The organism is Stenotrophomonas sp. YJH_SMC_36 (assembly GCF_059369935.1).
Genome location: NZ_JCAFTD010000002.1, coordinates 182094 through 196359, shown reverse-complemented (window position 1 = coordinate 196359; position 14266 = coordinate 182094). Strand labels below are relative to the sequence as shown.

The 14266-nt window shown below is 63.2% G+C and carries 9 protein-coding genes; all 9 read left to right on the top strand.

What is annotated here, in order from left to right; translation table 11 throughout:
• The first annotated feature begins 101 nt into the window (after nt 1–101).
• The 9 genes from moeB (at nt 102) to AC5P76_RS04045 (ending at nt 14261) form a co-directional block, all read left to right on the top strand.
• Nucleotides 102–1238, top strand: coding sequence for a molybdopterin-synthase adenylyltransferase MoeB (gene moeB / locus AC5P76_RS04085; protein ID WP_460256467.1), 1137 nt, complete (start codon nt 102–104; stop codon nt 1236–1238).
• 386 nt (nt 1239–1624) lie between these two features.
• The gene (locus AC5P76_RS04080) at nt 1625–3457 is read left to right on the top strand and encodes a monovalent cation:proton antiporter-2 (CPA2) family protein (protein ID WP_111186653.1); all 1833 of its coding nucleotides are present in this window, start codon (nt 1625–1627) and stop codon (nt 3455–3457) included.
• Between the two features lie 146 nt (nt 3458–3603).
• Nucleotides 3604–4482 (top strand): bifunctional methylenetetrahydrofolate dehydrogenase/methenyltetrahydrofolate cyclohydrolase FolD, encoded by an 879-nt coding sequence (gene folD / locus AC5P76_RS04075; RefSeq protein ID WP_065181342.1) that lies wholly within the window; start codon nt 3604–3606, stop codon nt 4480–4482.
• Between the two features lie 423 nt (nt 4483–4905).
• On the top strand, nt 4906–6363 hold the full coding sequence (guaB, locus tag AC5P76_RS04070) for an IMP dehydrogenase (RefSeq protein ID WP_053517615.1): 1458 nt from the start codon (nt 4906–4908) through the stop codon (nt 6361–6363).
• A 107-nt stretch (nt 6364–6470) separates the two neighbouring features.
• Entirely contained in the window at nt 6471–6950 is a 480-nt protein-coding gene (locus AC5P76_RS04065) for a hypothetical protein (protein ID WP_049483145.1), read from the top strand.
• Nucleotides 6947–8512 (top strand): glutamine-hydrolyzing GMP synthase, encoded by a 1566-nt coding sequence (gene guaA, locus AC5P76_RS04060; RefSeq protein WP_495222677.1) that lies wholly within the window; start codon nt 6947–6949, stop codon nt 8510–8512. The genes AC5P76_RS04065 and guaA overlap by 4 nt, the downstream gene beginning before the upstream one ends.
• A 745-nt stretch (nt 8513–9257) precedes the next feature.
• On the top strand, nt 9258–12548 hold the full coding sequence (locus tag AC5P76_RS04055; RefSeq protein WP_495222676.1) for a helicase-related protein: 3291 nt from the start codon (nt 9258–9260) through the stop codon (nt 12546–12548).
• A complete protein-coding gene (locus AC5P76_RS04050; RefSeq protein ID WP_495222675.1) occupies nt 12545–13204 on the top strand; it encodes a DUF4391 domain-containing protein in 660 nt (219 codons plus the stop codon). The genes AC5P76_RS04055 and AC5P76_RS04050 overlap by 4 nt, the downstream gene beginning before the upstream one ends.
• A 61-nt stretch (nt 13205–13265) precedes the next feature.
• Entirely contained in the window at nt 13266–14261 is a 996-nt protein-coding gene (locus tag AC5P76_RS04045) for an AAA family ATPase (protein WP_495222674.1), read from the top strand.
• The last annotated feature ends 5 nt before the right edge of the window (nt 14262–14266 follow it).

Genomic DNA, 14266 nt, shown 5'->3' with positions numbered 1-14266 from the left:
TTTTTCTTTTGACGGGGAATGGGGTCAGATCCCTTTTCCTTCGGAACAGGGATCTGACCCCTGGGACGCTCGGCGGGCAGGGCCTGCGCGATAATGGCGCCATGAGCATCCGAGAGCTTTCCCCCGCGCAGGCGCATGACCGCCTGGCCCATGGCGCCGTGCTGATCGACGTGCGGGAGGCGCACGAGCGCGCCGGTGGCATGGCCGAAGGCGCCCGCGGTGTGGCCAGGGCGGAACTGCAGGCCGACCCGGCCGCGCACCTGCCACGCCCGGAACAGGAAATCCTGCTGATCTGCCAGACCGGCAAGCGTTCGGCCGACGCCGCGCAGGCCCTGCTCGACGCCGGCTACGCGAACGTGGCGTCGGTCGCCGGGGGCACCGTGGCCTGGCGCGAGCAGGCGCTGCCGCTGGTGCAGCCCGTGGCCAGCGCTGCCGACCGCGATTTCTTCGATCGCTACTCGCGCCACCTGCTGCTGCCGCAGGTGGGTGAGGCGGGCCAGCGTCGCCTGCAGCAGTCGCGTGTGCTGGTGCTGGGCGCGGGCGGGCTGGGCGCACCGGCCGGCTTCTACCTGGCCGCGGCCGGTGTCGGGCACCTGCGCTTCGCCGACCACGACCGGGTCGAACGCAGCAACCTGCACCGCCAGATCGTGCATACCGAAGCCAGTGTCGGCCAGCTCAAGGTCGACTCCGCACGTGAGCGGCTGCTGGCGCTGAATCCCGCCATCGACATTGAAGCCGTGCCGCAGCGGGTCACCTCCGACAACGTCGACGCGCTGCTGGACGGGGTGGACGTGGTGCTGGATGGCTCGGACAACTTCCCGCTGCGCTACCTGCTCAACGATGCCTGCATCAAGCACCGGCTGCCGCTGGTGTATGCGGCGATCGAGCGCTTCGACGGCCAGGTGAGCGTGTTCGACGCCGGCCGCCAGCGCGGCGTCGCGCCCTGCTACCGCTGCCTGTTCCCGGAGCCGCCGCCGCCGGAGTTCGCGCCGAACTGTTCCGAGGCCGGCGTGCTGGGCGTGCTGCCAGGGTTGGCCGGCGTGCTGCAGGCCACCGAGGTGTTGAAACTGCTGCTGGGCATCGGCGAGCCCCTGGTGGGGCGTCTGCTGCGTTTCGATGCACTGGGCATGCGCTTCCGCGAAACCGGCATCGGCCCGGACCCGCAATGCCCGGTCTGCGCGCCGGGCGTGCCGTTCCCGGGCTATATCGATTACGCCGCCTTCTGCTGGGGCAGGTGATCGCGGTAGCGCCGGGCCATGCCCGGCGAGCGCAGCGGCACGGGCAGGCACATCCGCCGGGCATGGCCCGGCGCTACCGTTGATCCTGGCATCGGCTCCGGTCTGCGCGCCGGGCGTGCCGTTCCCGGGATACATCGATTACGCCGCCTTCTGCCGGGGCGGGTGATCGCGGTAGCGCCGGGCCACGCCCGGCGAGCGCAGCGGGGCCGGCACGCATATCCGCCGGGCATGGCCCGGCGCTACCGTTGATCGTTTCAGAATGATGTGTGGGGTGGCTGTCGGCATCGTTCCACCTCCAAGACAATCCGGCGCAACATGCGTGCTATTGCCGTCATCCACATTGCTCTATCGTGGTGAGCGATTCTGGATTCCGGGGAAAGCACCGCATGGCGGTAGAAGCAGCGACCAGCGAGCTGGTCAAGGTGGTTGCCCTGCTGGGCGCGGCGGTGGTGATGGTGCCCTTGTTCCGGCGGCTGGGCCTGGGGTCGGTGCTGGGCTACTTCGCCGCCGGCCTGGCGATCGGACCGTTCGGGCTGGGCTGGTTCTCGGATCCGCAGGCCATCCTGCATACCGCCGAACTCGGCGTGGTGATGTTCCTGTTCGTGATCGGCCTGGAGATGCGGCCCTCGCACCTGTGGAGCCTGCGCAAGGAAATCTTCGGGCTCGGCACGCTGCAGATCGTCACCTGCGCGCTGGTGCTGACCAGCATCGCCAAGCTGTTCGGCTTCCCGTGGCAGGTGGCCTTCATCGGTGCTACCGGCTTCGTGCTGACCTCCACCGCCGTGGTGATGCAGCTGCTGGCCGAGCGCGGTGATATCGCGCTGCCTTCGGGGCAGAAGATCGTCTCCATCCTGCTGTTCGAAGACCTGCTGATCGTGCCACTGCTGGCCCTGGTGGCGTGGATGGCGCCCAGCGCGGGCAGCGCCGATGGCGAGGGCTCGCGCTGGCTGTCGGTGGCGATCGGTGTCGGTGCCATCGTCGGCCTGGTGCTGGTCGGCCGCTTCCTGCTCAACCCGCTGTTCCGCCTGCTGGCCGAATCGAAGGCACGCGAGGTGATGACCGCCGCCGCGTTGCTGGTGGTGCTGGGCGCGGCACTGCTGATGCAGCTGTCCGGCCTGTCGATGGCGATGGGCGCGTTCCTGGCCGGCGTGCTGCTGAGCGAATCGACCTTCCGCCACCAGATTGAAGCCGATATCGAACCGTTCCGCGGCATCCTGCTCGGCCTGTTCTTCCTCAGCGTCGGCATGGCGCTGGACCTGGGCGTGGTGGCCTCGCACTGGCAGCTGATCGCAGGCCTGGTGCTGGCGCTGATGGCGGCCAAGGCACTGTGCATCTATGTCGTTGCGCGTCTGATGGGCAGTGACCACGCGCAGGCGCTGGACCGTGGCGTGCTGATGGCGCAGGGCGGCGAGTTCGCCTTCGTGCTGTTCTCCGCAGCGGCGGCCGCTGGCGTGATCGACGTGGACATCAATGCCAACTTCACCGCCGTGGTGGTGCTGTCGATGGCGCTGACCCCGCTGGTGGTGCTGGTCTACAAGCGCGTGGCGCCGAAGCCGACGGTGAACCTGGAGGGCGTGGACGAGGCCGACGGCCTGTCCGGCAGCGTGCTGCTGATCGGCTTCGGCCGCTTCGGCCAGGTGGCCAGCCAGTCGCTGCTGGCGCGCGACGTGGACGTGACCATCATCGACAACGATGTGGAGATGATCCAGAGCGCGGCGCGGTTCGGCTTCAAGATCTATTACGGCGACGGCACCCGCCTGGACGTGCTGCATGCTTCCGGCGCGGCGACCGCGCGCGCGATCGCGGTGTGCGTGGACAAGGCCGACGCCGCCGACCGCATCGTCGAGCTGGTCGCGCACGAATTCCCGCAGGCCAAACTGATGGTGCGCTCGTTCGACCGCGAGCACTCGCTGCGGCTGATCCATGCCGGCGTCGATTTCCAGATCCGCGAGACCTTTGAATCGGCCGTGCTGTTCGGTCAGGCCGCGCTGGTGGAGCTGGGCGCCGACGAGGACGACGCGATCGAGATCGCCGAACAGATCCGTCGCCGCGACGCCGAGCGTTTCGAGCTGGAAATCGCCGGCGGCGGCCTGAACGCCGGCGCCAAGATGGTGTTTGGCAACTCCGGCCAGGGCGTACCGACGCCGACCCCGTTCACCGCGCCGAAGCGGGCAAGCAAGACCTTGAACCCGCAGGACGTGCCCGAAGAGGAAGAATGAGGGATGCGACCCGTAACGTCACCCGGGGTCAGCGTTCCAAGGTAGCGCCGGGCCATGCCCGGCGAGCGCAGCGGCCGCATTGGCGGTGGGCGAGGGGGCCTGAATCGGGGACAATAGCCTCCCCACCGCCGCCGCCCCCGCATTCGATGAACGATTCCGCCGCCCCGCATCCTGCCCGCATCCTCGATGGCCGCCGCATCGCTGAAGACCTGCTCGACAGCCTGAAGGTGCGCGTCGACGCCCGCATCGCGGCCGGTGGCAGCCGTCCGGGCCTGGCCGTGGTGCTGGTGGGCGGCGACCCGGCCTCGACCGTATACGTGCGCAACAAGCGCCGTGCCGCCGAGAAGGTCGGCATCGAAGCACACGATTACGACCTGCCGGCCGGCACCACCGAGGCCGAACTGCTGGACCTGATCGACCAGCTCAATGCCGATCCGAAGATCAACGGCATCCTGATCCAGCTGCCGCTGCCGGGCATCCCCGATGCGCGCCGGCTGATCCAGCGCATCGACCCGCGCAAGGATGTCGATGGCTTCCACCCGGAAAACGTCGGCCATCTGGCCCTGCGCGAGTTCGGCCTGCGCCCGTGCACCCCGCGCGGCATCACCACGCTGCTGGGCCACACCGACCAGCCGGTGCGCGGCCGCAACGCCACCATCGTCGGTGTCAGCAACCACGTCGGCCGCCCGATGGGCCTGGAACTGCTGATTGCCGGCTGCACCGTCACCAGCTGCCACAAGTTCACCCCCAAGGACGTGCTGGAACAGGCCGTGCGCAACGCCGACATCCTGGTGGTGGCGGTGGGCCGCCCGGGCATCGTGCCGGGCGAGTGGGTGAAGCCGGGCGCGGTGGTGATCGACGTCGGCATCAACCGTCTGGACGATGGTCGGCTGGTGGGCGACGTCGGCTTCGACGCGGCGGCGCAGCGGGCGAGCTGGATCACCCCGGTGCCGGGCGGTGTCGGCCCGATGACCGTGGCCACGTTGATGCAGAACACCCTGGAAGCGGCGGAAGCGCTGAGCTGATCGCAGCGAGCGGCTGTTGGTGGGTGCCAACCGTCGTCGGCCTGCCTGTGGTGGGTGCCAACCTTGGTTGGCACGCTTCATCCGGCGTCTGGACCCCAGATGGGGTGGAGGCCTCTCTGTTTGTGCCAACCAAGGTTGGCACCTACCAGGAGCCGGTCGTCGGCCTGCCTGTGGTGGGTGCCAACCGTCGTCGGTCGCCTGTGTGGGTGCCAACCTTGGTTGGCACGCTTCGTCCGGTGCCTGGACCCCAGATGGGGTGAAGGCCTCTCCCTGTTTGTGCCAACCAAGGTTGGCACCCACCAAAGCGGTGGCCGGCCCCCTGAATGGACCGCCGCCCGCGCGACACTGCGTCGCATCCACCCCCTGCCACGCGGCGCGAAAACAAGGTAAAATGTCGCGCTTCCCCACATCTCGGGTATGCCGATGCTGCGCATCCAGGCTGAAGCACTCACTTACGACGACGTCTCGCTCGTCCCCGCCCACTCGACCATCCTGCCCAAGGACGTCAACCTCGAAACGCGGTTGACCCGAGACCTGAAGCTCAAGCTTCCGATTCTGTCCGCCGCGATGGACACCGTCACCGAAGCCCGCCTGGCCATCGCCATGGCCCAGCTCGGCGGCATGGGCATCATCCACAAGAATCTCAGCCTGGAACAGCAGGCCGCGGAAGTGGCCAAGGTGAAGAAGTTCGAGGCCGGTGTCATCCGCGACCCGATCACCGTCGGCCCGGAAACCACCATCCGTGACGTGCTGGCCCTGACCCAGGCGCACAACATCTCCGGCGTGCCGGTGGTGGGCAGCGACGGCCTGCTGGCCGGCATCGTGACCCACCGCGACATGCGCTTCGAGACGGAGCTGGACGATCCGGTCCGCCACATCATGACCAAGAAGGATCGCCTGATCACGGTCAAGGAAGGCGCCGCGTCCGACGAAGTGCTGCAGCTGCTGCACCGCAACCGCATCGAGAAGGTGCTGGTGGTCAATGACTCGTTCGAACTGCGTGGCCTGATCACCGTCAAGGACATCCAGAAGAACACCGACTTCCCCAACGCTGCCAAGGATCTGTCGACCCGCCTGCTGGTCGGCGCCGCCGTCGGCGTGGGTGGCGATACCGATCGCCGCGTGGAAGCGCTGGTCGCTGCCGGCGTGGACGTGATCGTGGTCGATACCGCGCATGGCCACTCGCAGGGCGTGCTGGACCGCGTCAGCTGGGTCAAGAAGAACTTCCCGCAGGTGCAGGTCATCGGCGGCAACATCTGCACCGGCGAAGCCGCACTGGCGCTGCTGGACAGCGGCGCGGACGCGGTGAAGGTCGGCATCGGCCCGGGCTCGATCTGCACCACCCGCGTTGTCGCCGGCGTCGGCGTGCCGCAGGTCACCGCCATCGACCTGGTGGCCGAAGCGCTGCAGGACCGCATCCCGCTGATCGCCGACGGTGGCATCCGCTACTCGGGCGACATCGGCAAGGCGCTGGCCGCCGGTGCCTCGACCATCATGGTCGGTGGCCTGCTGGCCGGTACCGAGGAATCGCCGGGCGAGACCGAGCTGTACCAGGGCCGTTCGTACAAGAGCTACCGCGGCATGGGCTCGCTGGCTGCGATGGAGAAGGGGTCCAAGGACCGTTACTTCCAGGACGCCGCCACCGCCGACAAGCTGGTGCCGGAAGGCATCGAAGGCCGCGTGCCGTACCGCGGCCCGGTGGGCGGCATCATCCACCAGCTGATGGGCGGCCTGCGCGCCACCATGGGCTACGTGGGCTGCGCCACCATCGACGAGATGCGCAGCAAGCCCAAGTTTGTGAAGATCAGCGGCGCCGGCCAGCGTGAGAGCCACGTCCACGACGTGACCATCACCAAAGAGCCGCCGAACTACCGCGCCTGATGCGCTTGCGAACTGCTCTTGCGATTACGGGCAGCCTGCTGATGGCAGGCTGTTCGTTGTCCGAACCGCCGCCGCGCTCCGGGTCTCCGGGCGCGGCGGTTTCGCAATTGCAGCACGTGCAGGCGTGCCAGAACGCGTTCTCGCTGCCGAAGGGCTGGCAGGTGCAGGCCGCCGGCGAACAGCGCTGGCTGCTGAAAGGCACCGGCGAGCGCCCGTTGCAGGTCATCCTGCGGTGCGTTACCGATCTGGGTGACAGGCTTGAAGATCCTGTGGTCACCGCCGAGTTGGGGCCGCTGGAGCCGAAACGGATGAGCGTGCAGTCCGCGTTCTGGGGCAACGCCGTGGATTCCGGTTACCCGATGCACGCCTTTCAACGGCGCATCGTGCCCGGCACCGAAGTGCAGGAAATCGCCGAACTGCCGCGCGCCGACCGCGCCAACCCCAACGCACCGCACGGCCTGCTGATGCTGCGCTGGGACGAGGAAGACCCCTCACATATTCAACAACGCGAGGCGTTCATCGCCACGCTGACGCAGAGCCTTGAAGCGCCGGGCGCTGCGAAAAACACCACTGGAACGGCACCATGACCAACATCCATAACGACAAGATCCTGATTCTCGATTTCGGCGCGCAGTACACGCAGCTGATTGCCCGCCGCATCCGCGAGCTGGGTGTCTACTGCGAAATCTGGGCGTGGGACCACAACCCGGCCGAGATCTCCGGCTTCGGCGCCAAGGGCATCATCCTGTCCGGTGGCCCGGAATCGACCACGCTGCCGGGCGCCCCGGCCGCACCGCAGGAAGTGTTCGACAGCGGCCTGCCGATCTTCGGCATCTGCTACGGCATGCAGACCCTGGCCGCCCAGCTGGGCGGTGCCACCGAAGCCGCTGACCAGCGCGAGTTCGGCCACGCCGAAGTGAACGTCATCAACTCCGATGCGCTGTTCAAGGGCCTGAGCGACCACGGCGGCGAGCCGAAGCTGAATGTCTGGATGAGCCACGGCGACCACGTCTCCGTTGCGCCGCCGGGCTTCACCATCACCGCCACCACCGACCGCATTCCGGTGGCCGCCATGGCCAACGAAGAAAAGCGCTGGTACGGCGTGCAGTTCCACCCGGAAGTGACCCACACCCTGCAGGGCCAGGCGCTGCTGCGCCGCTTCGTGGTGGACGTGTGCGGCTGCCAGACCCTGTGGACCGCTGCCAACATCATCGACGACCAGATCGCCCGTGTGCGCGAACAGGTGGGCGATGACGAGGTGATCCTGGGCCTGTCCGGCGGCGTCGATTCGTCCGTAGTGGCTGCGCTGCTGCACAAGGCCATCGGCGAGAAGCTGACCTGCGTGTTCGTGGATACCGGCCTGCTGCGCTGGCAGGAAGGCGACCAGGTGATGGCGATGTTCGCCGAGCACATGGGCGTGAAGGTCGTGCGCGTGAATGCCGCCGACCGTTACTTCAAGGCGCTGGAAGGCGTGAGCGACCCGGAAGCCAAGCGCAAGATCATCGGCAACCTGTTCGTTGAGATCTTCGACGAAGAGTCGAACAAGCTGAGCAACGCCAAGTGGCTGGCGCAGGGCACCATCTACCCGGACGTGATCGAGTCGGCCGGCAGCAAGACCGGCAAGGCGCATGTGATCAAGAGCCACCACAACGTGGGCGGCCTGCCGGAGCACATGAAGCTGGGCCTGGTGGAGCCGCTGCGCGAGCTGTTCAAGGACGAAGTGCGCCGCCTGGGCGTTGAACTGGGCCTGCCGCGCACCATGGTCTACCGTCATCCGTTCCCGGGCCCGGGCCTGGGCGTGCGCATTCTGGGCGAGGTAAAGCCGGAATACGCCGAACTGCTGGCCAAGGCCGATGCTATCTTCATTGATGAGCTGCGCAAGGCCGACTTGTACGACAAGACCAGCCAGGCGTTTGCCGTGTTCCTGCCGGTGAAGTCGGTGGGCGTGGTGGGCGATGCGCGGGCTTATGAGTGGGTGATTGCGCTGCGGGCCGTGGAGACGATCGACTTCATGACGGCGCACTGGGCGCATCTGCCGTATGAGTTCCTGGGGACGGTGAGCAACCGGATCATCAATGAGTTGCGGGGGGTGTCGCGGGTGGTTTATGACATCTCGGGGAAGCCGCCAGCGACTATTGAGTGGGAATGAGTTGAAAGAACGAGGGCGCCGGGAGGCGCCCTTTTTGCTTCTGAGGTGCACTGGTGAATGGCGCACCTTTGATGGCGGGACTGCCGTTGATCCTTGCCGGTCAGCCATGCCTGCCACTCGCGAACGGGCCTTGGTTCAGGATATGGGGGTCTATTGCCGCTAACTGGCAATTTGCGTGGGAACGACATCATTCAATGGCTATGATTCTTAGGTTGGCTAGGATTACATTTCCATTCACTCGCTCGCCCCCCGAGTATCTGGCCGCGCTTCTCCGGACGGCAACAGTCAAGTTTCCCGTTTGTTGACCTTTCTACTGCTTTACTACTTGGACTATGCCGTTGGCTGCTACATCAGTTTGGAGCGCATGTTCCAGGGGGGGGGCAAGGAGGGCTAATATGAGATGTTGGACGCCAGCTCGCAGGGTTGGCGTCAGGGGCTGTTGGGACTGCGCGACGTCAAACCTTGGCTCGATTAACCCCGGGGGGCGTTGCTGCTTCCCTGCCGTGAGTTCGAGGAGCGTGTTGGCGCCATCGAGCTGGGCGTGGCAGCAAAGACGACCGGGTGCGGACAGGCGTTCTGGGGCGCATCCTGCCGTTCTCGATTTTTGAAATTGGAGTGGCCTGCCCGAGCGCGAGCTGCGACATGATGAGGCTGGTGCTGTGAGCGATGAAATCATAGTGGTTGATCGAGTCGACTTGCTAGGGGTGAGGAGCGAAATGAATCAAGCAAGCTTAAGGGGAGCACGATGGAACTGATCGACAACATCAGCCGTTTCCTGGGTGACGATCTCAAGCAGACTCTCAAGCCCGGTGCACGTCTGAAGATCGCGGCCTCGTGCTTTTCGATGTATGCCTTTGAGGCGCTGAAAGCTGAGTTGGAAAAGATCGACGAGCTGAACTTCATTTTCACCTCGCCGACCTTTGTGGCTAATGACGTCGCCGACCAGATTCGCAAGGAGCGGCGGGAGTTCCACATTCCCAAGCTCGAACGGGAACGCAGCCTCTACGGTAGCGAGTTTGAAATACAGCTTCGCAACAAACTCACCCAGCGGGCGGTGGCCAAGGAGTGTGCCGACTGGATGCGGCGCAAGGCCACGTTCCGCAGCAACCGCACCAAAGCGCCTATGCAGCAGTTCGCCTGTGTGCAGGCTGGCGTTATGGAAACTGCGTACATGCCGCTGCACGGCTTCACTGCTATCGATCTCGGCTACCAGCAAGGCAATGCGGTGTCCAACCTTGTCAACAAAATGGACGAGACCCTCTTTTCTGCCACTTACCTCAGTCTGTTCGACCAGATTTGGAACGACTCCGAAAAACTGGAGGACGTGACTGAGCAGATCTGCGAGCACATCGCCTCGGTCTATCAGGAGAATTCGCCCGAGAGCATCTACTTCCTGATGCTCTACAACATCTTCAACGAGTTCCTCGACGACATCGACGGAGACGTGTTGCCCAACGATCGCACGGGCTACCAGGACACGCTGATCTGGAACAAGCTCTTCAACTACCAGAGGGATGCGGCCACCGGCATCATCAACAAGCTGGAAACTTACAGTGGTTGCATCCTGGCCGACAGCGTCGGTCTCGGCAAGACCTTCACTGCGCTGGCCGTGATCAAGTACTACGAGTTGCGGAACAAATCCGTGTTGGTACTTTGCCCCAAGAAGCTGGCTGACAACTGGCTCAACTACAACCGCAACCTCAAGACCAACATCTTCGCCCGCGACCGGTTCAGCTACGACGTGCTGTGCCATACGGATCTTTCGCGCACCAGCGGCGAATCCTTCGGCACACCGCTCAATCGCATCAACTGGGGCAACTACGATCTGGTCGTCATCGACGAGTCGCACAACTTCCGTAATAACGACGCCTACAAGGACAAGGAAACACGCTACCAGAAGCTGATGCGCAAGGTCATTCAGGAAGGGGTGAAGACCAAGGTGCTGATGCTGTCGGCTACACCAGTCAATAACCGCTTCAACGACCTGCGCAACCAGCTTGCACTGGCCTACGAAGGCGACTCGGAAAGCCTCAGCAAGAAACTACGCACCAGCAAGTCGGTGGAAGAGGTTTTTCGCAATGCCCAGGCAGTCTTCAACACCTGGTCAAAGCTGCCGCCGGAAGAGCGTACCGCGCGAGCAATTCTTGATTCGCTGGATTTCGACTTCTTCGAGCTGCTCGACAGCGTCACCATTGCACGCTCGCGCAAGCACATCCAGACCTTCTACGACACCAAGGACATCGGCCAGTTTCCCGAGCGCCGCATGCCGCTGTCGTTCCACTGCCGCCTGACCGAGCGGTCAGATGTGCTGGGTTTCAATGAGATCTTCGAGCAACTTTCCCTGCTCAAGCTGGCCGTGTATGCGCCCATCAGCTACATCCTGCCCAGTCGTCTGAAGAAATACGAGGAAATCTACGACACTAAGGTCGGCGGCAAGGGCACGCTGCGTCAGGCTGACCGTGAAAAGAGCTTGCAGGCCCTGATGACGGTCAACCTGCTCAAGCGTCTCGAAAGCTCGGTACAGTCATTCCGAATCACCCTGCAATCGCTGCGCGCCAACAACGAAGCGACGCTGGCTAAAATTGCCGTGTTCAACCAATCCGGTGGCGCGGCGACAGTGGGTGACCTTACGGGGATGCTGGAGGGGCTGGATGCCGAGGACGATGACCTGCCAATGCCCAGTGACGAGGGCGGCGAGATCGGCGGAAAGATCAAGATCAGCCTCGCCGACATGGACTTGCCATCCTGGGAGCACGAACTCAAGGTTGACTTGCAGGTCATCGACGCTCTGCTGGCCTCGATGAACAAGATCACCCCGCAAGACGATGCCAAATTGCAGCACCTCAAGGCGCAACTGCTCGGCAAGATCGACAACCCCATCAACCCCGGGAACAGGAAGGTGCTGATCTTCACCGCCTTTGCCGACACCGCCGATTACCTGTACGCCCATCTTGCGCCGGAGCTACTGGCCAGGCACGCCATCCACGCCGCCAAGGTCACCGGCAAGGGCGCGCCGCAGTCCACCATCAAGAGCGGCACACACAAGCGCAGCTACGACTTCCAGGAACTGCTTACCCTGTTCTCCCCTCGTTCGAAAGAGAAGGCCGTGGTGCTGCCGAACGAGCCGCACGAAGTCGATCTGCTCATCGGCACCGACTGCATTTCCGAAGGCCAGAACCTGCAGGACTGCGACTACCTGATCAATTACGACATTCACTGGAACCCGGTGCGCATCATCCAGCGCTTTGGTCGGGTGGATCGCATCGGTTCGCCCAACAGCAGCATCCAGCTGGTCAACTACTGGCCCGACATTTCGCTCGACGAATACATCAACCTCAAGGAGCGCGTTGAGAGCCGGATGATGATCGCCGACGTTACCGCCACCGGCGACGACAACGTGCTGTCCGCGCAAGCCAATGACGTGTCGTACCGCAAGGAGCAACTGCGCCGCTTGCAGGAAGACGTCATTGAGCTAGAGGATTTGAAGACCGGTGTCTCCATCACCGATCTTGGCCTAAATGACTTCCGCATGGACTTGCTCAACTATGTCAAGGCCCACGGAGAACTGAGCAACGTGCCCAACGGGATGCACGCCGTCGTGCCCGCCCAACCTGAAATGGGCTTGCGCCCAGGGGTGATCTTCACGCTGCGCAACCTCGATTTAGGCATCAACCTCAACCAGCACAATCGCCTGCACCCGTACTGCCTCGTCTACATCAACCGCGAAGGCGAGATCATTCACGACCATACCGAGGTCAAGCGCCTGCTCGATCTGGCGCGCACATGCTGCAAGGGGCAGGACAAACCCATCGTGGACGTGTACCAGCGCTTCAATCAGGAAACCGCCGATGGCCGCAGGATGCAGCCCTACTCCGACCTGCTGGGCAAGGCCATCCGCTCGATGATCGAGGTCCAGGAAGAAAAGGATCTGGACAGCCTGTTCACCGGCGGCAAGACCACGGCGCTAACGGGCACCATCTCCGGGCTGGACGACTTTGAACTCATCAGCTTCCTCGTGATTCAGGAGGCCGGATGAGCGCGCTGATCGCCTACCCCAAGCAGGCCGCCTTCGGGCGTGTTCTGCCCAAGAACAAGATCTACGAATACAGCGGAGCCAACACCCGACTCAAAGACCTGTTCGTCAAACAGGTGGAGCAGATCATCTGGCAGTACAAGCTGGCCCCCGAAACGCTGCATCTGCCCGCACGCCATGACGTACCCGAAATCCAGATTTTCAGCATCCAGCTCAAAACGCAGGAACTGCACGCCGATGTGCTGCGCTGCCTCGACGGGGCTATCCCGTTCCCCATTGTGTTCGAGCTGACTTTCGACGGCAAAACGCAGGTGGTCGCCGCCTACAAGCGCCCGAGCGAAGCCGATACCAGCCGCTGGGTGCCCTCGGACTACTTTGCATCGGACTGGCTGCCAACGGATAGCGAACGCACCGCGATGCCTGTGGCCTTGCATCTGGGCGGCCTGTACGAGCAAGTGTTGCGCCGCCTGATCCCACTGTCAGCTCGGCCACAGGAAACACTGGCCGAGCTGGTGGCGCGCGTCGAACAGGCGCAAGCCAAGCAGCGCGAATTGGATAAGACCACGGCGCGGCTGGGCAAGGAAAAGCAGTTCAATCGCAAGGTGGAGATCAATGCCGAACTGCGGAAGCTGAGAACTGAACTGAACGGGTTAAAGTAACCAAGAATTGAGAGTCATGCCTTTGACACGACAAGCGTGGCTCTGGGAAAGGAGAAAGATCATGGCCACAGCCAAGCTGCTTAGACAACTTATTAAAACTGGAACTGAAGGCAATCAGGATGCCTTCAAGCGTGTTTCCGAACAGTTGATTCAGGAGGAGCGCACCAAGAATCACCATTTGCTGGCGAATGACCTGGAGAGAATTCTCTACGGTCGCCGTAATGCTGGTGGGTCAGCCAACTCGTTGCTGAGTGATCGCATACCTAAAGATAAAGAGCGCAACCTGCCTCTCTTACAGATCAAAGAGGCAGTCCGGCGCATGGAAGACGTCGTCTTGTCGGATGAAAATACGTCTTTGCTGAATGAGTTGCTGCAAGAACACCATCGAGCGGACGCGCTGCAAAGCTATGGTCTGTATCCCGCAGATCGCCTGTTGTTTTGTGGCCCACCCGGATGCGGGAAAACGTTAACGGCTGAGGTACTGGCCAGTGAGTTGGGCTTGCCGCTGGCTATAGTCCGTATTGATAGCGTAGTGTCTTCTCTTCTTGGGGAAACGGCAGCCAATCTGAGGCAAGTCTTTGACTTTATAGCCACCGTGCCGATGGTTGTATTGTTCGACGAGTTCGATGCGTTGGCCAAGGAGCGTGCCGATACTGCCGAGCATGGCGAATTGAAGCGCGTGGTGAATGCCTTCCTCCAAATGCTGGATGCTTATGAAGGTAAAAGCATCCTAGTTTCCGCCACCAACCATGAGCGTATTCTCGATGCCGCCATCTGGCGCCGTTTTGATGAGGTATTGGTCTTTGAATCGCCCAATCTGGAGCAGTTGCGACGGCTGTTGACCATCAAGCTGCGTGGATTACGCCGTGAATTCGAGATTGAGGACGCTCGCATTACGAGCCTGTTCAAAGGTATGAGTCATGCTGATGTGGAGCGCGTTCTGCGTCGGGCAGCCAAAGATATGGTGTTGACAGGAAAAGAATTTCTCAGTGAACGGCATCTGCAATCCGCCATTCGTCGTGAAGATGCCCGCAGGGCACGTATACAAGGGAGCTAAGTCGT

What these genes read in the sequence shown, in the direction of transcription:
- AC5P76_RS04055 (WP_495222676.1), top strand. Translation starts at nt 9,258, where the DNA reads ATGGAACTGATCGACAACATCAGCCGTTTCCTGGGTGACGATCTCAAG.
- moeB (WP_460256467.1), top strand. Translation starts at nt 102, where the DNA reads ATGAGCATCCGAGAGCTTTCCCCCGCGCAGGCGCATGACCGCCTGGCC.
- AC5P76_RS04045 (WP_495222674.1), top strand. Translation starts at nt 13,266, where the DNA reads ATGGCCACAGCCAAGCTGCTTAGACAACTTATTAAAACTGGAACTGAA.
- AC5P76_RS04080 (WP_111186653.1), top strand. Translation starts at nt 1,625, where the DNA reads ATGGCGGTAGAAGCAGCGACCAGCGAGCTGGTCAAGGTGGTTGCCCTG.
- guaB (WP_053517615.1), top strand. Translation starts at nt 4,906, where the DNA reads ATGCTGCGCATCCAGGCTGAAGCACTCACTTACGACGACGTCTCGCTC.
- AC5P76_RS04050 (WP_495222675.1), top strand. Translation starts at nt 12,545, where the DNA reads ATGAGCGCGCTGATCGCCTACCCCAAGCAGGCCGCCTTCGGGCGTGTT.
- folD (WP_065181342.1), top strand. Translation starts at nt 3,604, where the DNA reads ATGAACGATTCCGCCGCCCCGCATCCTGCCCGCATCCTCGATGGCCGC.
- guaA (WP_495222677.1), top strand. Translation starts at nt 6,947, where the DNA reads ATGACCAACATCCATAACGACAAGATCCTGATTCTCGATTTCGGCGCG.